The sequence below is a fragment of the Chryseobacterium vietnamense genome, assembly GCF_031454475.1.
In the GTDB taxonomy this organism is placed as follows: Bacteria; Bacteroidota; Bacteroidia; order Flavobacteriales; family Weeksellaceae; genus Chryseobacterium; species Chryseobacterium vietnamense.
Genome location: NZ_JAVDQX010000002.1, coordinates 169,225 through 188,729 on the forward strand (window position 1 = coordinate 169,225; position 19,505 = coordinate 188,729).

Consider the following 19,505-nt stretch of genomic DNA (forward strand, 5'->3'; position numbering starts at 1 on the left):
TTTTAAATGTAATTTTTAGAAAAAAAAATTAAGCGTTCTGTTGACATTTTTATGGAAGACAGAACGCTTATTTAGTTTTTAAAGAGATCATGAATGTCCCATTCATTGCTTATTTTAAAAGGATAATTAATGGAAATTGAACAAGCAGCCTCTTCTTATTCTGGCAGTATGTTTTATTCTTGGAATTCTTTTTCAGGATAAAATGATATGGACAGAGATCATTGTTAATGGAGTTGTAATGATCTGTTCAGTATTGTTGATTTTAATCTGTTTTCATTCTTATTTTCTGCATAAAACCAAAACCATTTTTCTGATGCTTCTGTTATTTGGAGCAGGAATTGTTCTCCATTTCTATAACACCTCTTCACCCCATTATGAACTTTTGGCAAGGAAAAATGAAGTAGTTGCATTTAAGATCTCCCAGAAATTAAATTCTTCTGAAAAATATAGAAAATACGAAGGCTTAGCGCAGAGAGGAAATACATGTTTTAATGCCATTTTTTATGTTCCGAAAGATAGAGGAGAACTGGATTTTATTCACTATTACAAAGCTGAAGCTTACGTTACGCAACCTCAGGTTTCATTATATGATTTTCAGTTCGATTATGCTAAATATCTCAAAAGAAAACATATCGATTACCAGATTTATCTTTCAAAAGAAATGGTATCTGCGGAACGGAATGACTTAACGTTGGCAGATCAGCTTAAGCAATATAGGTTTGCTGTTCTTAAAAAAATTGATAAAACAAAAATTTCAGAAAGAACTAAAGAATTTCTGAAAGGCATTATTCTGGCAGATCGGACGGAAATTGATGCAGACACTGTAAGAGATTTCAATAAGTCCGGACTGGTTCATTTTCTGGCTATTTCCGGAACTCATATTGTGGTTGTTTTTGGGGTGTTCTACTTTTTTCTGATTCGATTTGCTCCTTTGCAATGCAGAAAATATGCTGTTATTTTCAGTTTGATTTTTATCTGGTTCTTTGCTGCTTTTATAGGATTTGGTAATTCAGTACTGCGGTCCTGTATCATGTTGAGTGTATATTTTATTTTTGTTTTACTTCAGCGAAAACCAGATCTGCTTCACTCATTAGCCTTGTCTGCTTTTTTTATTCTAACCGGAGATACGCAACAGCTTTTTGATGTGGGCTTTCAGCTTAGCTTTCTGGCTGTTTTAGGAATTTATTGGCTGAACCAGCCTCTGCTGAAGTACTGGCCAAAACAGGATAATTATGTTAAAAAACTTCTCTTTAACACGATTACAATATCTTTGTCTGCGCAGCTGGCAACACTTCCTCTTGTATTGTATTATTTTCATCAGTTTTCACTGATATCAGTCATTGCCAATTTTGTTATTGTTCCTTTCTCTGAGATAATTATTATTTTCTCTTTTTTAATGACGGTTCTTATTTCTTCTGGAGTTGATTTTGAATTGATAAATGTTGTGTATAATGAGGTGATTCAGATTTTACTGGAGATGATTCATTGGTTTGCTGAGGTTGATGTACTGTTCTTTGAAAATATTCCAATGAATGGAATAGAAGTGATGTCAGCATCAGTGTTTGTATATTTATTAAGGCCGGCAATACTCAAATTCAATGTAAAAAACAGGATGAGACTGGTGACGGTAGCGTTGCTGTTTCTGATAATAAGAAGTGGAATCACGGCTTTTGAAAATCAGAAAGAGGAGATATTGGTTCATCATTTTAATAAAAATAAAATTTTTTCAGTGAAAAATGGCGGCAGAGTCTGTTTCTGGATTTCGGATATGAAAAATAAGACAAAGATTTTACAGTATATAATCAATCCGTATTGTGCTTCGAGGAGAGTAGACCATTTTGAGATAAAAACCTTGTCACCTACCATTCAAAAAGTAGTTTTCAGAGACAAAATTTATAATCTGAAATGACGGTTCTGAATTTACCCATTTTCCTGTATTTATAATGGGTGAAAATCTTATTTAGAAACATTACAAACTGTCTATTTGTGAGATTTCTCACTTTTCGATATTGTTAAACTTTCTTAATTTTGTGGAAATTCAAATTTAAACTTATATGGCAGGTTTAACGAGTTCTACGATAGGTAGAAAATACGCTATGGCATTATCAGCTATGTTTTTGCTGATTTTTCTTATACTGCATTTGACAACCAATTTGTTATCAGTTCTAAACAAGGATGCATTTAATACAGCATCTGACTTTATGGGCTATAATCCTTTTGTGCAGTTCTTAATGCAGCCTATTCTTGGTTTTGCAGTAATATTCCATTTTGTAATGGGATTTGTCCTTGAAATCAAGAATAATAAAGCGCGTCCGGTAAAGTATGCAGCTAACAACGCATCAGTGAATTCTTCATGGATGTCCAGAAATATGATTATTTCGGGAGCTGTTATTTTAGCTTTCTTGGCGCTTCACTTATATGATTTCTGGCTACACGAAATGAATTACAAGTATGTAGAAGGATTAACTCCTGATGCTGAACGTTTCTGGCCTGAGCTTCATGAAAAGTTTGCTGATCTTTGGAGAGTGGCATTGTATGTAATTTCTTTTGTTCTATTGGGATTACACTTAGCTCACGGGTTCCAGTCTTCATTCCAGTCTATCGGTGCTAGACATCCAAAATATACGCCGGTGATCAAAGCTTTCGGGACATGGTATTCCATCCTTATCCCTGCAGGATTTATCATCGTAGCAGTTTTCCATTTTATAACTCAATAATATCAATATACTAGTATGAGTAAATTAGATTCAAGAATTCCAGCGGGTCCTCTTAAAGACAAGTGGAAAAATCATAAAGACCATATGAACCTTGTTGCACCAAACAACAGAGATAAGATTGATATTATTGTTGTAGGTACAGGTTTGGCAGGAGGTTCTGCTGCAGCTACATTGGCTGAGCAAGGATACAACGTAAAAGCATTCTGCTACCAGGATTCTCCAAGAAGAGCACACTCTATTGCAGCTCAGGGAGGGATCAACGCAGCTAAGAATTACCAGGGAGATGGTGACTCTACTTACAGATTATTCTACGATACCATCAAAGGTGGTGACTATAGAGCCAGAGAAGCTAACGTTTACAGATTGGCTGAAGTTTCTGCAAATATTATTGACCAGTGTGTTTCCCAGGGGGTTCCTTTCGGGAGAGATTACGGCGGTCAGCTGGATAACCGTTCATTTGGTGGGGTTCAGGTAAAAAGAACTTTCTACGCAAAAGGGCAAACAGGGCAGCAGTTATTATTAGGTGCATATTCTGCAATGAGCCGTCAGATCGGTAAAGGAAGAATCAAGATGTACAACCGTCATGAGATGTTAGATCTTGTTATTGTTGACGGAAAAGCAAGAGGAATTATCGCAAGAAACCTTGTAACAGGTGAAATTGAAAGGCATTCTGCTCACGCTGTTGTAATTGCATCAGGAGGATACGGAAACGTATATTTCCTTTCTACCAACGCAATGGGATCAAACGTGTCTGCAGCGTGGAAAATTCACAAGAAAGGTGCTTACTTCGCAAACCCTTGCTACGTACAGATTCACCCGACTTGTATTCCTGTTCATGGAACACAACAGTCTAAATTGACTTTGATGTCAGAATCATTAAGAAACTCAGGAAGAATCTGGGTTCCTAAGAAAATTGAAGATTCTGTAGCGATCAGAGAAGGTAAATTAAGACCTGAAAATATTAAAGAAGAAGATAGAGATTATTATTTGGAAAGAAGATACCCTGCATTCGGTAACCTTGTACCTAGAGACGTTGCTTCCAGAGCTGCTAAGGAAAGATGTGATGCCGGATTCGGAATTGAAAATAATGATACTCAGGAAGGTGTTTACCTGGATTTCTCTACTGAGATCATGAAAAAAGGTAAAGAAGCCGCTATCGAAAAACATATTCATAATCCTACAGATCAGCAGATCTATGATTTAGGTAAGAGCTGGGTAGAGGAGAAATACGGTAACTTATTCGTGATGTACGAAAAAATTACTGCTGATGATCCTTACAAAACTCCAATGAAGATCTATCCTGCAGTTCACTATACCATGGGTGGTGTATGGGTTGATTATAACCTTCAGTCTACAATCCCTGGATGTTTCGTAATCGGTGAGGCTAACTTCTCAGATCACGGAGCCAACAGACTTGGGGCTTCTGCATTGATGCAGGGTCTTGCTGACGGATATTTCGTACTTCCTTATACTATTGCGGATTATCTTTCTGCAGATATCAGAACAGGAACTATTCCTACTAATTCAGGAGCGTTTGACGAGGCTGAAAAAGGAATTAAAGATAAAATTGATTTCTTCTTAAACAATAAAGGAACTCATTCTGTAGATTATTTCCACAAACAATTGGGGAACATTATGTGGAATAAAGTGGGGATGGGAAGAACTCCTGAAGGATTAAGAGAAGCAATCAAGGAAATTGAAGAAGTAAGAAACAATTTCTGGAAAAATGTAAAAGTACCGGGAGAAGGAGAAGGTATGAACACTGAACTTGAAAAAGCATTCAGAGTAGCAGACTTCCTTGAACTTGGACAATTAATGGCTATCGATGCACTACACAGAAATGAATCTTGTGGTGGACATTTCCGTGAAGACCATTCAACTCCGGACGGAGAAGCGGAAAGAGATGACGTAAACTACAAATACGTCGGAGCTTGGGAATATCAGGGTGACGATATCAACGCTGAAGTGTTGCATAAAGAAGAGCTGATATATGACAACATCGAGGTTAAAACTAGAAGTTATAAATAATCTCCAACCTAAAATATAACATTATGAGTGCAAAAAAAGGCTTACATCTTACGCTGAAAATTTGGAGACAAAAAAATAGTAAAACTAAAGGTCAGTTTGAGACCTATAAAATATCAGATGTATCTACAGACTCTTCATTTTTGGAGATGTTGGATATCCTGAACGAAAACTTAATTAACGAAGGAAAAGAACCTATTGCTTTCGACCACGACTGTCGTGAAGGAATCTGCGGTATGTGTTCTCTTTACATCAATGGTAGAGCTCACGGGCCTGATACGGGTATTACAACTTGTCAGCTTCACATGAGAATGTTCAAAGATGGCGAGACAATCGTTATTGAACCTTGGAGAAGTGCTGCTTTCCCTGTAATCAAGGATTTGATGGTAGACAGAAGCGCATTCGACAGAGTAATGGCAGCTGGAGGGTTTATTTCTGTGAATACTTCCGGTAATACGCTGGATGCTAACGCAATCCCTGTTCCTAAAGAAGATGCAGATAAAGCAATGGATGCTGCTGCTTGTATCGGTTGTGGAGCTTGTGTGGCTACCTGTAAAAACGGATCTGCAATGTTATTCGTTGGAGCAAAAGTTTCTCAGTATGCATTACTTCCACAAGGTAGAGTAGAAGCTAAGAGAAGAGTTCTGAATATGGTGAAAGCTATGGATGAAGAAGGATTCGGAAACTGTTCAAACACCGGAGCATGTGAAGTAGAATGTCCTAAAGGTATTTCTCTTGAAAACATCGCAAGAATGAACAGAGAATATATGGCTGCTCTTGCAGATCAAGGATAGAATTGATTCAAATACATAAAAAATCGCCTTCATTTCTGGAGGCGATTTTTTTATGTGAAAGATGATCCTGTTAAAGTTTGTTAACTTATTAGCTGATCTTCGTTATTCTTTATTTATTAAGTATATATTTGGAAGGTAATTGAATCGTTTCTGAAAAAACTTTCAATACTTTTTACCTTCAGAAAGATGGTCTTCAATAATTGGAATATCCCTTTTGAATGGTAATAAGAAAATTTTTAAAAAAAATAATTAGAGTGAATTAACAAGCCCTAAAAAGCGTATTTTTGTGTAATATTAAAAATTGAAATGAAAAAATATCTTTTATTGTTTATCATCACATTCTTTGTGATGTCTTGTTCAAAAAAAGTAGAAGTAAAAGGAAAAATTACTGGAAGCTCACCATTAGAAAGAATTGAATTTGTAGAAGCTTCAGGAGTAGGAACCCTGCCTTTGATTAATATAGGTCTTGATAAAGACGGAAACTTTTCAGGAAATTTTGATGCTCCTAAAGATGGAATGTACGTAATCAATTACGCTGGCAGACAAAGCCTGATCTATCTTGAAGGTGGGCAAAAAGTGAATATCTCAGGAAACGGAGCTACCTTCCCAAATGAATATGTGATTACCGGAGATGCTAAAAAGAATAATGATTTCCTTACGGCAAGCATGAAGTTTCTTGCAGAATATGGGGGTAAAGTTAATCTGCCTGTATTAATGAGTGGAGATGAAGCTGCATTTTTGAAAGGAATGCATAAAATTGAAGCAGATATTAATAAAAATGTAGATGACCTTGCAAAGAAAAATAATCCAAGTAAAGGATTGTTGGAATGGAAGAAAAACGATGTGAAAGTAACCATTCTTAACTTGCTTGCGAACTATGAAATGTCTCACGGTCCAATGTCTGGAAATCCTTCTTTCAAAGCTTCTAAGGCTTTCAAAGATTACGAAACTCAGCTAGAAACAGACAAAGATGCAATGGTGAAAACCATTCCTCTTTACAGACAATACCTTCTTGTAAAAATGACTCCTGATTTCCAGAAATATGCTGAAGCAAACAGCAAAGGAAAAACAGGGATTACAACTTCTGAGATGTTCGCTCAGTATTTAAAAACAAAAAAAGATTTATCGCAAACTGCAAAAGATTATCTTCTTGCCTTTGTAATGGCTCAGGCTGATATTCATCCAACGACTCCGGCTGCCAATATTGACAAGATTAAAAAGATCATCGATTCAGATATTAAAGATGCTACTATTAAAAGTGATCTTTTAAAAATGCAGGTTGCCATTACAGGACTTAAAATAGGGGATGCAGCTCCTGAAGCATCATTAGCAAAACAAGACGGAAAATCATATCAGCTTTCTGAAAACAAAGGAAAACCTTATATGTTATTCTTCTATGCTTCATGGAATCCTTACATCAGCGAAGCTACAGTTCCTGTATTAAAAGAAGTAGTAAACTTTTATAAATCTAAAATGAATTTTGTGTTTGTAAACGTTGATGATACAAAAGACCAATTCATTAAAACAAGTAATTCTTTATTAAAAGGAATTCAGGGAGTAAATGTATATGGAGAAGGAGGATTGAACTCAGATATTGCTAAGAAATATGGAGTATACGGATTCAAATTACCTTGCTTTGTAATTATTGATAAAGATGGTAAAATTGCCAGCAGATCTTTCGTAAACCTTGGTGAGCAGGAATTGGTAACGATTCTTGACAAGCAGACAGGCCTTTCGGCTCCGAAAGTAGATCCTAATGCACAAATGCAGCCGCAACTGCAGCTTGATCCATCTGCAATGCAGCAAGCGCCACAGCCAGCAAATCCACAGCCGGCGCCAACAAAATAATAAACTTTAACACAGTATAGAAACCTTATCTTCGGATAAGGTTTTTTTTATTGTATTTTTGCAAACTGGAACGTAAAGGTTTCAATTAGGAAAATAGAAAATTTTAGAATGAGTAGGAAGAAAAAAAGAGATCTGACTCTTGAAAATATAAAATTGTTGACTGCCGGAGCAAAAGGCGTAGCAATAGGAAAAACAGAGGAAGGTAAAACGGTCATGGTGACAGGAGCAATTCCAGGAGATATTGTGAATGTGAGAGTGAAAAAAGCGAAGTCAAAATACTATGAAGGCGAAGCGATTGAAATTCTTGAAAAATCACCGTACAGAGTAGAGCCTAAATGTATTCACTTCGGTACTTGCGGAGGGTGCAAATGGCAGAATATGAGCTATGAAAAACAGCTTGATTTTAAACAGGAAGAAGTATATAACAATATTAAAAGAATCGGAGGAATTGATGAGTTTGAAACCGTGCCAATTCTAGGATCTGAAGAACAGTATTTTTATAGAAACAAAATGGAGTTTTCTTTCTCCAATGCAAGATGGCTTACTCAATATGAAATCAGTTCCGAAGAGAATTTCGGGAGCAAGGACGCTTTAGGTTTCCATATTCCGGGAATGTGGAGCAAAATTCTTGATTTGAAAGAGTGTTTCCTTCAGGAAGATCCTTCCAATGCTATCAGATTGGCTGTAAAAGAATATGGCGTTAACACTGGCCTGGATTTCTTTGATGTGAGAAATCAGGAAGGTTTCCTAAGAACCTTAATGATGAGACAGAACTCAAAAGGAGAGTGGATGGTTCTTTTTCAGCTTTATAGAGAAGAAAAAGAAAACAGAGAAAAGCTTTTCGAATTCTTATTGGAAAAATTCCCTCAGATTAAAACGTTGGTATATGCCATCAATCCTAAACAGAATGACTCTATCTATGATTTAAATATCAATGTGTATTTCGGAGAAGGTTACCTTATGGAAGAAATGGACGGGCTGAAGTTTAAGATAGGACCGAAATCATTCTTCCAGACCAACTACAAACAAGCGTTGGAACTGTATAGAAAAACATTGGAATTTGCAGATCTGAAAGGTGATGAAGTAGTGTACGACCTTTATACAGGAACAGGGACAATTGCTCAGTATGTAGCAAGAAATGCAAAACAGGTAATCGGAATAGAATCTGTACAGGAAGCAATAGATGCGGCAATAGAACATGCTGCATTGAACGGTTTAACAAACACAACATTCTACTGTGGGGATATGAAAGATATTTTCAATGATGAATTCATGGCCAACCACCCTAAAGCAGATGTATTAATTACAGATCCACCAAGAGACGGAATGCATCAGAAGGTTGTAGAACAGATCCTTAAGCTTTCACCGGAAAAAGTAGTTTATGTAAGCTGTAATTCAGCAACACAGGCCAGAGACCTTGCTTTGATGAAAGATCATTATACTTTAGTAAAAATATTACCGGTTGATATGTTCCCGCAGACACACCATGTAGAGAACATTGCATTACTGATTAAAAAATAAATTTATTTAAATTTGAATTTCAAATCTTAATATGAAGTACTTTAAATTTCTCATAGCAATCTGCTTTTTAGGAATGCTTGTTTCCTGTGGAGGCGACGATGATATTTGTGAAAGTGGAGAAGGAACTCCCAGAATGAAGGTGGCTTTCAGATCTATGGATAGTGGAAAAGAGAAGACACTGGATACCCTTTATGTAGCCGTAGACTATGGTGCCGGAAAAGTACAGTTGGGTAAACTTGCAAAAATTGATTCCAGACTCATTCCTTTGCGGGTAGACAATTCGCCTTATACAGATGTTTATTTCAAACTTACATATGATGGTGCAGAGTCTAAAGTAAGGATTAAGTATACTACAAAGTCAACTTATGTATCTCCGGGATGTGGAATCAAAAAGTCATATGAGAATTTAAGTTCAGAATTATTAACTCCTAATCCGGTACTAAAACTGGAGGCCGGGCAAAATCAAATAGAGAATGAAGACAAGACTAATCTTTACCTTTCTTTTTAGTTTATTTGGAATAATAAGCTGGGCACAAGACAAAAAAAAGGAAGCAGAGAAGAAGGTTCACGAAAAATATGAGCCTAATTTTATGGTTGGCCTTGATGTATTGAATACCGGAGCCGGATTTTTTTCGGATAGAAAACTGTATCAGGGATTTATCTCTTCAAAGATCAGGGGAAATGTTCATGCCATTGCAGAAGCGGGTTTTGAGAAAAACGTATATCAGAAGAATGGATATGATGCTAAAGCAAACGGTCCTTTTGTTAAGTTAGGAGCATTCTATATGCTTGCAAAAGATGCTGAAAATGAATTCAATGGATTTTATGCCGGAGGAAAAGTGGCAGGATCATTTTATAATCAGGAATATATGGCGGTTCCCGTTCGTGGATTTGGGGGAAGTAACTCCTCCGAAGCATTTCCTTCATCCTCTCAGTCTTCTTTCTGGCTGGAAGGAACTATAGGAGGAAGGGTGCAGTTATTCAGTTCCAATTTTTATATAGATGTAAATCTTCAGCCAAGATATATGGTATATACTTCCAAGCAGGATGACATCTCTCCCATGATTGTTCCCGGTTTTGGAAAAAGCTCTTCAAAGTTTAATATGGGATTTGCATGGAATATCGCTTATAAGTTCTAGAAATATTATTCCTAAACTTTTACAATAGATAAAATACAAACTTTAGAATATTCTAAAGTTTGTATTTTTTTTAATGAATATGCTTGTTGGATGTATAATATTAAAAAATATTAAGTTATTTTATCTCTGTGAGTTGTAAAATAGTTATATTTGGCGGAAATTATAATTGTGTTTTAATTTATGAAAAGAGTATTTACTGCTTTAATGTTTACTTTTATAGGAGGGGCAGTGTTCGGGCAATGGACACCCACTTCTCTTAAAAAAGGAGACGATAACAAAAGAAGTACAGGATTTAGAGTAGATCAATCTAATGTAAGAGGTAACGGGTACTATAAATTGGACCTGAACTTACTGAGATCTCAGCTGAAGAATGCACAGGAAATGGGAACAAATGCCACTCCTGTAGTAATTTCTCTTCCTACCATGAGTGGGAAGATTGAAAGGTTTAATGTATACAGTTTTCCAGTAGTTGTAAAAGAACTGGCAGATAAGTATGAATTAGGATCTTATGTTGGAACAAGTGTAGATGACCCTACCAAATACTTAAGATTCAGTATCGCTCCTAATGATTTTCAGTCAATGATTATCCATGGAGATAAATATGAATTTATAGACCCTACATCCGCAGATAAAACAGTGTATGCTGTTCATCCTAAAACAAAAAAGGAAAAGAACGGTTTCTTATGTTCTACAGATGAATCTCCTGCTGCTAAAAAGGAAATAGATGCTCTATTGAAAAATGGACAGTCGTTCTCTAATCAGCCAACAACTTTTAACAAAAGTTCTGACAAGAAATACAGAACAATGAGACTGGCAATGTCTGTTACAGGTGAGTATACGCAATACTTTATGACCCTTGCCGGGGTACCTGCTACTGCTACCGATGATCAGAAAAGAGCTCCTGCGCTTGTTGCCATCAATAATACTCTGACCAGAGTAAATGGAGTTTTCGAGAAAGATTTTGCATTGCATTTGAATTTACAGAATTTTCCGGGTGTAATTTATATTGATCCGAATAACGATCCATATGCAGCTGCTGCAACGGGATCACAGGGAGCCTGGAACACACAGCTGCAAGCAGCTTTGACAGCCAATGTTGGAAATGAAAACTATGATATCGGACACTTATTCGGTAAATCCGGAGGCGGAGGAAACGCAGGATGTATCGGATGTGTATGTATTAATCCTACATCTTCAGTTCCTAAAGGAAAAGGTTCAGGATTTACTTCTCCGGCAAACGGAATTCCATCAGGAGATAGCTTTGATATCGACTATGTAGCTCACGAAATGGGTCACCAGTTAGGAGCTAACCATACTTTCTCTCATAATCTTGAAGGAAGCGGGGTAAATATGGAACCTGGTTCTGGATCTACCATTATGGGATATGCTGGTATTACGGGTCCTGATACAGATATTCAGGCTAACTCTGATCCTTATTTCCATAAAGCAAGTATCGGTCAGGTTCAGGCTAACTTAATTGCAAAAACCTGTGATGTAGAAACTACCGTTACCAATAATCCACCGGTAATTACTGATCTGCCAACATATACGATACCTAAAGGAACTGCTTTTGCATTAACAGGTACTGCTACAGATCCTGAAAATGATCCAATGACTTATTCCTGGGAAGAAGTAGATGATGCTGCAGTTTCTATTGATAAGTATAATTTAGGAAATACAATCTCGGGAGCTTCATTCAGATCTGCTGCTCCAAGTACAAGCCCTACAAGATACTTCCCGAAATTTACATCTGTAATGAACGGAGTACTAAATAATGCAAACAATACCTGGGAAGCGGTATCTACTACTGCAAGAACTACAAATTTTGCATTAACTGTAAGAGATAATAATTCCAATGTAGCTCAACAGCAATCTGCTTTTAAAGTTCAGACTATTGTTGTAGGAGATAATGGTCCTTTCAGATTAGCGAACCAATATGCTGATGTGAATACCCCAACTCCGGTTCAATGGATTGTTGCAAATACTAATGCAGCACCTTATAATGTTACAAACGTAAAGATTGACTATACTACAGATAACGGAACAACCTGGACTGTACTATCTGCTTCAACACCTAACGACGGATCTGAAAACTTTACTTTCCCTTCTTCATTGAATGGTCAGACTATTAAAGTAAGAGTTTCTTCAATAGGAAATGTTTTCTATGCAGTAGGACCTGTTACTATTGCACCTCTATCTGCTTGTAGCAGTGCTGCACCAACTAACGTTGTGGTAAGTAACATCACGGTGTCTTCAGGAAGTGTATCTTGGATGTCTTATACCGGAGCAACTTATAAGGTACGTTACAGAAAAGTAGGAACAACAGTTTGGACTGAAGCTGATACAGCGGTTCCTTCTATCAACCTGAGTAATCTGATTGATGGTACAACCTATGAAGTTCAGGTAGCCTTAGTTTGTGGAACAACAGTAGGTACATATTCTACTTCTGTAAACTTCAGTACACCAGCACTTACTTATTGTACAGCTGCTACAGCTAATGCAAACTATGAGTATATTGCAAATGTAACCCTTGCCAACGTAAATAATACTTCTTTAAATAGTACCTATACAAACTATACAACGAATTCAGCTCTTCAGATTAACTTAACAAAAGGAAATACTTATCCTATGTCTGTTACTGTAGGTAATCCTGATGTTGCAGATTATGACGCTGTAGCAGCATTTATTGACTTTAATAAGGACGGAGTTTTCAGTGATTCAGAAAGAGTATTGAATTATCCGGTGACTTTAACACAGCCATCAACTGTAGTAAGCGGAAACGTAACGATTCCAAGTAATGCAGTGGAAGGACAGCCATTAAGAATGAGAGTGGTAGCATTTTTCGTAGGTGCTGGTACTGGAAACGGAAATGTTGGTCTGTCATTACCTGCAGAATATGTATGTGATGTTAATTTCCAATATGGAGAAGTTGAAGACTATAACGTAGTGATAACAGGTAACCTTGCTACTTCTGAAAATGCTGTTAAAAATAATGGTATTCAGATTTATCCAAACCCTGCAACTGATGTTCTAAACATTACTAAAGTTTCAGATAAAGCAACATATAAAATCTATAGTGCTGCCGGACAATTAGTAGATAGAGGAAATATCAATAATGGAAAGGTTAATGTTTCAGCTTTAGTTAAAGGTGGTTACATTATTACAATAGATGATAAAGGAATTGAACAATTCAAATCTAAATTTATCAAAAAATAAAGATAACCTTTAAATATTAGTAAATCCCCGGGAAGTCCCGGGGATTTCTTTATTTAGAGCATAAGTAATGAATTTGTTATTTTTTTCTAAAAAAAACATAAATGTACTTATAAATTAATAATAAAAAATGATTAGATTTGTGTGATTAATATTATAATGAAAACATTATGAAGAAATTCTTTACCTCTTTAATTCTGTTTCTCTGTTTGATTTGCACAGGCTTTGCATCCAAAGTCTCGGCTCAGGCAGGCCAGATCGGGACAGGAACGGGTACCTCAGTGTATCTCCCCATACGTTCCTATTATGGGTATAGTTATTCTCAGCAGATTTATACTGCTGCTGAACTTACGACTGCTATAGGTACGTCGAACTATATCACGGCTATAAAGTTTTATTCCACCACCGTTGCAGCCTCTCAGGCTGTATATAAGGATTGGGTGGTATACATGGGAAACACAACCCAGAATAACTTTGCCTCCAATACAAGCTGGATTCCGGTAAGTTCCATGACTCAGGTGTTTGACGGAGTTTTGCCTAACTTAACTAACGGAAGCTGGGTAACTCTTCAGCTGGCTACACCATTTTTATGGAATGGAACAGACAATCTGGTAGTAGCTGTCAATGAAAAAACTCCGGATTATGCATCTTCTCCAGGTACCGCTTGGGGATCTTATAATGCTGGAGCAAACAGGGGGATCATCTATTATGAAGATACTGCAAATCCAGACCCTGCAGCACCTCCTTCTGCAAAAGACAGACTTGCAGATATTCCCAGAATACAGTTGGAAAGCCACCCGCTTCCAGCCTGTTCAACAGCTCCACCTACCAATATTACAGTTTCAAACCTGACAACAACTTCTGCTAATATAGGCTGGTACCTTTCTGCAGGTGCCACTTATGTGGTAAGATACAGACCTGTATCAGGAGGACCTTGGGTTACAATCAATGTGACAACTCCTTTGGTCGGAAACCAGGTTATTACCGGATTAACTGAGCAGACTCAGTATGAAGTTCAGGTAGCCACTATCTGTGGTGGTACACAGGGAGCATTCTCTTCCAGTGTCAACTTTACAACTCCTGCACTTACTTATTGTAACTCCGGTGCTACAAGTACCTTTGTTGATGGATATATCAATCAGGTTTCTGTTAATGCACAAGGAGCTCCGTCTATGTACAGTAACTCTGGTCAGAGTGGCTATACAGATTACAGTACGGATCCTACAAGAGTGGTTACTTTGGTAAGAGGAGGTACTGCTTCCGTTTCAGTTTCAAAAACGTGGCCTGGCTATCAATACGGCTTCTTAACAGGAGTTTGGATTGACTTTAACCGTAATGGTGTTTTTGAAGCAACAGAAAGAGTGCTTACTTCACCAAGTAATACAACTACTCCGGTTACCGCTACATTTACAGTACCCAATGGAGGTGGTGTATACACAGGAAACCTGACTACAAAAATGCGTGTTGTATTAAATGAATACAGCCCTATTAGTGCTTGTGGAACCTATTATTATGGTGAAACTGAAGACTATGCAGTAAAACTTATTGATTTGGCAGGATGTTCTACAGCACCGCCATCTAATATCATGGTTAATAACGTAACTCCTTCTTCAGCGAATGTTACTTGGACATCTACTACAGGAGCTACTTATATCGTAAGATACAGAGTTTCTCCTTCCGGAGCATGGCAACAGATAGCAGTAAATACACCATTAATCAGTAACCAGCTACTTACAGGATTATTGGAGCAGACTGCATATGATGTACAGGTAGCTACTGTTTGTGGAGGAGCAACAGGTGCATTCTCACCAACGGTTACCTTTACAACACCGGCGCTGACTTACTGTACAGCAGGCCCTACAAGTAATACTGCAACAAGCGGATATATTAATAATGTAACTGTTACTCCTACGAATACTCCTATTATGATGAGTAATTCAGGATCTGACAATTATAAAGATTATACAGCGGATGCTACAAGAGTAGTAATCTTTGAAAGAGGTTCAGCAAATAATAAAATTTCTGTAAACAAATACTGGCCAGGTTCTCCTACTTCATATGGAGTTTCAGCCTGGGTAGACTTTAACAGAAACGGAACGTTTGAAACCAGCGAGAGAATTCTTAATACTACCTATAATACAACTACTCCGGTAACAGCTACATTTGCAGTGCCTACCGTTGCAAGTGGTAACGTATATACAGGAACACTTCCTACCCGTATGCGTGTAGTAATGAGATATTTTGATAATGCTAATCCTTGCGGTACATTCACCCAGGGAGAAGTAGAAGATTATGCAGTAAAATTTGTAGATGCTCAACCTTGTTCTACAGCTGCTCCAACAAATATTACCGTGAACAATATCGGTGCTACTACAGCAACGGTATCATGGGTTGCTACTACCGGAGCTACTTACAACATCAGATGGAGAGTTTCTCCAAGTGGAGTTTGGCAAACAGCTACAGTTCCTGCCGGTCAGAACTTCTATGGAATCACTGGTCTTACAGAGCAGACCAATTATGATGTTCAGGTTTCTACAACTTGTAACGGTTCTACAGGATCTTACTCACCAACAGTAACATTCACAACACCTCCATTATCTTATTGTCCAATGACAGGTACCGGTACGAATGATCATATTTCGAATGTAACAGTTACCTCTTCGAACCTTGGAGTTCCGCCAATGAATAATACTTCGGTACAGACAAATTATATCAGCTATACTACTCCGGAGACTCTTATTACACTAGATGTAGATTCTCAGAATAATAAAATCTCTGTAGCAAAAGGCTGGACAGGTGCAACAGGTAACGATGCTGTAACTGCTTGGATCGACTTTGACAGAAACGGACAGTTTACTGATGCCGAAAGAATTTTAGTTTCTCCAGCTAATACAACGACTCCGGTTACTGCTACTTTTGCAGTTCCTTCAACAGCTTACACAGGACCATTAACAACTACAATGAGAGTTGTACTGAAACGTACAAGTGCTCCTGTAATGTGCCAGAACGCAGTAGATGGTGAAGTAGAAGACTATAGAGTAAGAATCAGACCTTGTAGCAATGCAACTCCTAATGCTCCAACATTTACAACAACACATACAACAGCTACTGTAACAATCACAGGAGCAGGAGTAAGCTATGTGGTAAGATACAGAGTTCAGGGAACATCAGCATGGACTCAGGTATACGCTTCTGCACAATTGGGTAACCTTCCGTTAGTAATTAGTGGATTGACGCCAGCTACTACTTATGAAGTAGAGGTAGCAGCTATTTGTGGAGATATCGTTGGAACAGCAACGCCAATCAAGACATTCACAACAAGATGTGATCCTACTCCTCCGAATGTAACGATAAGTAACATTACTCCAACAACAGCATTGATTACTTGGTCTCCGCTTGCAGCAAGTTCTACGTATACAATGAGATGGAGAAAAGTAGGTAGCACAGGTCCATGGAATATTGTCAGCTTACCGGCAGCTCCTGCGAATACTTATGTATTAGGAAGTGCAACTCCTTTGGAGCCATATACAACTTATGAAGTACAGATTGCTAACCAGTGTAACGGTGAGTCAACGCTGAACCCATATTCAAATCCTAAAGTATTTACTACAGAAAGAATATGCCAGATTCCGCCTCCAGGATTAACAATTACTCAATTGCTTCCTACATCAGCGGCCATCCAGTGGGATCCGTTCCCGGGAGCAACATATGTTCTTAGATATAGAAAAGTAGGTATTCCGAGCTGGACAGAAGTACCGTCGTTAGTTAATAACCTTGTATTGACAGGTCTTACAGAATTAACGAAATATGAAATGCAGGTAGTTAATATCTGTAGCGGTACACCAGGAAATTACACTCCTCCATATTACTTTACGACTCCTACAGTAATTTACTGTAAGATGAAAGCTGAAAATTCTACAGGTGAGCATATTTCCAAAGTTACAGTGAAGCCTACAGGTAAGAAAACAATGGAGAATGAATCCGGAGCATCTACTTATACAGATTATACAGGAGTTCCTAAAACATTTATCGAGATGATCCAGGGTTCAACTGACAATGAGATCATCATTGAGAAAAAATGGACAGGAACTACTTACAACGAAGGAATCGCAGTTTGGATTGACTTCAACAGAAACGGAGAGTTTGACATCAACGAAAGAGTATTTACTTCTTCACCAAATTCAAACAGCCCTGTTTCAGGTAAATTCAACGTACCGGCAGATGCTTTTGTAAGTATGACAGACTATAAGTATGTAGTGATGAGAGTAGCCATGTCGAGAGATGGTATCCCTGTAAACTGTGCTGACTTCAAAAACGGAGAAGTAGAAGATTACACGGTAAGAATCTCTAAACCGACTGTTGCTAATCCAATTGATCAGACAAGTGTCATGATTTATCCTAACCCGGTAAGCTCAGTATTGTTTGTGAAAAATGTTAGCAAGAGAGCTAAATATAAGATCTACAATGCTGCAGGACAGGTTATCGCTGACGGTATCTTACTTAACAACCAGATCAACGTAAGTAGATTGATTAATGGTGTTTATGTAATTGATATTGATGATAACGGTACTACTACCCAAAAGAAATTTATCAAAGAATAAATTATTTAAATTTCAAATAGAATAAGCCTCCATCTGGAGGCTTATTTTTTGTAAAAGATCCCGGATGAATCCATCCCTTCAGGAAATATTTTTGCAGAAAAAAACTCGTTAGAAAAGGTTCTAACGAGTTTTTATTTATTCAATATTGAAGATCACTTTTTCAGTTTCTTCTTTTAATTCTTCCAGATTGGTATTATTGTAGATGATGCAGTCTGCCATTTTAATTTTATCCCTTTCAGGCATTTGTTTTTCCATGACAGCTTCTACCTCACGGTAGGTTTTATTATCCCTGTCCATTACTCTTTTGATCCTGATGTTATCCTCGGCTGTTACCAGAAGAGATTTATAACATTGCCTGTTAAGCTTTAGTTCAAACAATAAAGCTGTTTCTTTAAAAACTAGATACTTGCTCTGTTTCTTAAGCCAGTTTTCAAAATCAATTTTTACAGCAGGATGAATAATTTCGTTCAACTGCTGAAGCAGATCTCTGTTATTAAAAACCTTATCTGCTACAAATTTTCTGTCATACAATCCGTTTCCATCATAAGCATCTTCACCAAGAAGTTCTTTGATTTTTATTTTCAGATCTTCACTCTCATTAACTATAGCTTTCGCTCTGTCATCGGAATAATAAACCGGAAAACCGAATTCCTCTATAAAGCGCGCTACTGTGGTTTTACCGGAACCTATTCCTCCTGTTAAACCAATGATCTTGGGTGCTGGTTCCGGTTCTGTCTGCTGTGTTTCTGAATGTAATTCTTCCATAATTAAAAATTAATATCCAAAAACATCATTAAAGCTAAACGTTTCATCAAGTCTTACCCCTTTATCGGTCATTTTAAGGCTGGCAAGCTCGTTATGGGCGTCATGTTCAAAGAACAATAAATATTCGTTGTCTACACACTGCTTAAGGAATTTTCCTTTTTCTTCCAGTGTTAAAAGAGGTCTTGTATCATAACCCATCACATATACCTGGTTGATATGTCCCGCTGTTGGAATAAGATCCGCAGCAAAAACAACTGTTTTTTCCTGATACTGGATTACCGGAAGCATTTGTTTTTCGGTATGTCCGTCTACGAAGATAACATCCATTTTCAGATCAGGTGCAAAACCGTAGTTCCCGGTAGTAGGAAGCGGTAGAAAGTTAAGTTGCCCACTTTCCTGCATGGGCATAATATTTTCCTTCAGGAAACTTGCTTTTTCTCTTGCATTAGGCTCTGTCGCCCACTGCCAGTGATTTTCATTCGTCCAGAAGTTGGCATTTTTAAAGGCTGGTCTGTATCCGGTTTTATCGTCATTCCATTCTATAGCTCCACCACAGTGATCAAAGTGAAGGTGAGTAAGGAATACATCCGTAATATCCTCCTTTATAAAGCCATATTTTTTAAGATTTTTATCAAGCGTATCATCTCCCCAAAGAGAGTAGTGACCAAAGAATTTATCATCCTGTTTGTTGCCAAGACCACAGTCTACCAGGATCAGTTTTTTTCCATCTTCAATAAGCAGAGAACGGGTTCCCAGCTCGATCAGGTTTTTTTCGTCTGCAGGGTTCGTTTTTTCCCACAGACTCTTCGGGACGACTCCGAACATAGCACCGCCGTCCAGTTTAAATTTTCCACATTGTATTGGATATAACTTCATATGTAT

12 protein-coding genes are annotated in these 19,505 nt (G+C 37.5%); 10 read left to right on the top strand and 2 right to left on the bottom strand.

All coding sequences use genetic code 11. From position 1 onward, the window contains the following. Positions 1-136: 136 nt before the first annotated feature. The 10 genes from J2786_RS10045 (at position 137) to J2786_RS10090 (ending at position 17,858) form a co-directional block, all read left to right on the top strand. The gene (locus J2786_RS10045; protein ID WP_047435496.1) at positions 137-1,909 is read left to right on the top strand and encodes a ComEC/Rec2 family competence protein; all 1,773 of its coding nucleotides are present in this window, start codon (positions 137-139) and stop codon (positions 1,907-1,909) included. Positions 1,910-2,054: 145 nt separating this feature from the next. Further along, a complete protein-coding gene (locus J2786_RS10050) occupies positions 2,055-2,717 on the top strand; it encodes a succinate dehydrogenase cytochrome b subunit (protein WP_047435493.1) in 663 nt (220 codons plus the stop codon). A gap of 15 nt (positions 2,718-2,732) precedes the next feature. After that, the gene (locus tag J2786_RS10055; protein WP_047435492.1) at positions 2,733-4,745 is read left to right on the top strand and encodes a fumarate reductase/succinate dehydrogenase flavoprotein subunit; all 2,013 of its coding nucleotides are present in this window, start codon (positions 2,733-2,735) and stop codon (positions 4,743-4,745) included. Between the two features lie 23 nt (positions 4,746-4,768). Beyond that, positions 4,769-5,536 (top strand): succinate dehydrogenase/fumarate reductase iron-sulfur subunit, encoded by a 768-nt coding sequence (locus tag J2786_RS10060; RefSeq protein WP_034693080.1) that lies wholly within the window; start codon positions 4,769-4,771, stop codon positions 5,534-5,536. A gap of 306 nt (positions 5,537-5,842) precedes the next feature. Beyond that, complete coding sequence (locus J2786_RS10065) at positions 5,843-7,384, top strand: TlpA family protein disulfide reductase (protein ID WP_142018009.1); 1,542 nt, start codon at positions 5,843-5,845, stop codon at positions 7,382-7,384. Between the two features lie 108 nt (positions 7,385-7,492). Continuing rightward, positions 7,493-8,905: a 23S rRNA (uracil(1939)-C(5))-methyltransferase RlmD gene (rlmD, locus tag J2786_RS10070; RefSeq protein ID WP_047435486.1), complete on the top strand. Its 1,413-nt coding sequence runs from the start codon at positions 7,493-7,495 to the stop codon at positions 8,903-8,905. 31 nt (positions 8,906-8,936) lie between these two features. Continuing rightward, the gene (locus tag J2786_RS10075; protein ID WP_047435482.1) at positions 8,937-9,413 is read left to right on the top strand and encodes a DUF6452 family protein; all 477 of its coding nucleotides are present in this window, start codon (positions 8,937-8,939) and stop codon (positions 9,411-9,413) included. Further along, positions 9,379-10,044, top strand: coding sequence for a DUF6048 family protein (locus tag J2786_RS10080; protein ID WP_047435480.1), 666 nt, complete (start codon positions 9,379-9,381; stop codon positions 10,042-10,044). The genes J2786_RS10075 and J2786_RS10080 overlap by 35 nt, the downstream gene beginning before the upstream one ends. 180 nt (positions 10,045-10,224) lie before the next feature. Continuing rightward, on the top strand, positions 10,225-13,260 hold the full coding sequence (locus J2786_RS10085; protein WP_047435478.1) for a reprolysin-like metallopeptidase: 3,036 nt from the start codon (positions 10,225-10,227) through the stop codon (positions 13,258-13,260). Positions 13,261-13,427: 167 nt separating this feature from the next. After that, the gene (locus J2786_RS10090) at positions 13,428-17,858 is read left to right on the top strand and encodes a GEVED domain-containing protein (protein ID WP_047435475.1); all 4,431 of its coding nucleotides are present in this window, start codon (positions 13,428-13,430) and stop codon (positions 17,856-17,858) included. A gap of 135 nt (positions 17,859-17,993) precedes the next feature. On the opposite strand, the gene coaE is transcribed toward J2786_RS10090, so the two are convergent. Both coaE and J2786_RS10100 read right to left on the bottom strand, forming a co-directional pair. Next, a complete protein-coding gene (gene coaE, locus J2786_RS10095; protein ID WP_047435472.1) occupies positions 17,994-18,623 on the bottom strand; it encodes a dephospho-CoA kinase in 630 nt (209 codons plus the stop codon). A gap of 9 nt (positions 18,624-18,632) precedes the next feature. Beyond that, positions 18,633-19,499, bottom strand: coding sequence for an MBL fold metallo-hydrolase (locus tag J2786_RS10100; RefSeq protein WP_047435469.1), 867 nt, complete (start codon positions 19,497-19,499; stop codon positions 18,633-18,635). Between the last annotated feature and the right edge of the window lie 6 nt (positions 19,500-19,505).

Coding starts and splice junctions, on each gene's coding strand:
- rlmD (WP_047435486.1), top strand. CDS start 7,493: ATGAGTAGGAAGAAAAAAAGAGATCTGACTCTTGAAAATATAAAATTG.
- J2786_RS10075 (WP_047435482.1), top strand. CDS start 8,937: ATGAAGTACTTTAAATTTCTCATAGCAATCTGCTTTTTAGGAATGCTT.
- J2786_RS10060 (WP_034693080.1), top strand. CDS start 4,769: ATGAGTGCAAAAAAAGGCTTACATCTTACGCTGAAAATTTGGAGACAA.
- coaE (WP_047435472.1), bottom strand. CDS start 18,623: ATGGAAGAATTACATTCAGAAACACAGCAGACAGAACCGGAACCAGCA.
- J2786_RS10090 (WP_047435475.1), top strand. CDS start 13,428: ATGAAGAAATTCTTTACCTCTTTAATTCTGTTTCTCTGTTTGATTTGC.
- J2786_RS10055 (WP_047435492.1), top strand. CDS start 2,733: ATGAGTAAATTAGATTCAAGAATTCCAGCGGGTCCTCTTAAAGACAAG.
- J2786_RS10050 (WP_047435493.1), top strand. CDS start 2,055: ATGGCAGGTTTAACGAGTTCTACGATAGGTAGAAAATACGCTATGGCA.
- J2786_RS10085 (WP_047435478.1), top strand. CDS start 10,225: ATGAAAAGAGTATTTACTGCTTTAATGTTTACTTTTATAGGAGGGGCA.
- J2786_RS10065 (WP_142018009.1), top strand. CDS start 5,843: ATGAAAAAATATCTTTTATTGTTTATCATCACATTCTTTGTGATGTCT.
- J2786_RS10080 (WP_047435480.1), top strand. CDS start 9,379: ATGAAGACAAGACTAATCTTTACCTTTCTTTTTAGTTTATTTGGAATA.
- J2786_RS10100 (WP_047435469.1), bottom strand. CDS start 19,499: ATGAAGTTATATCCAATACAATGTGGAAAATTTAAACTGGACGGCGGT.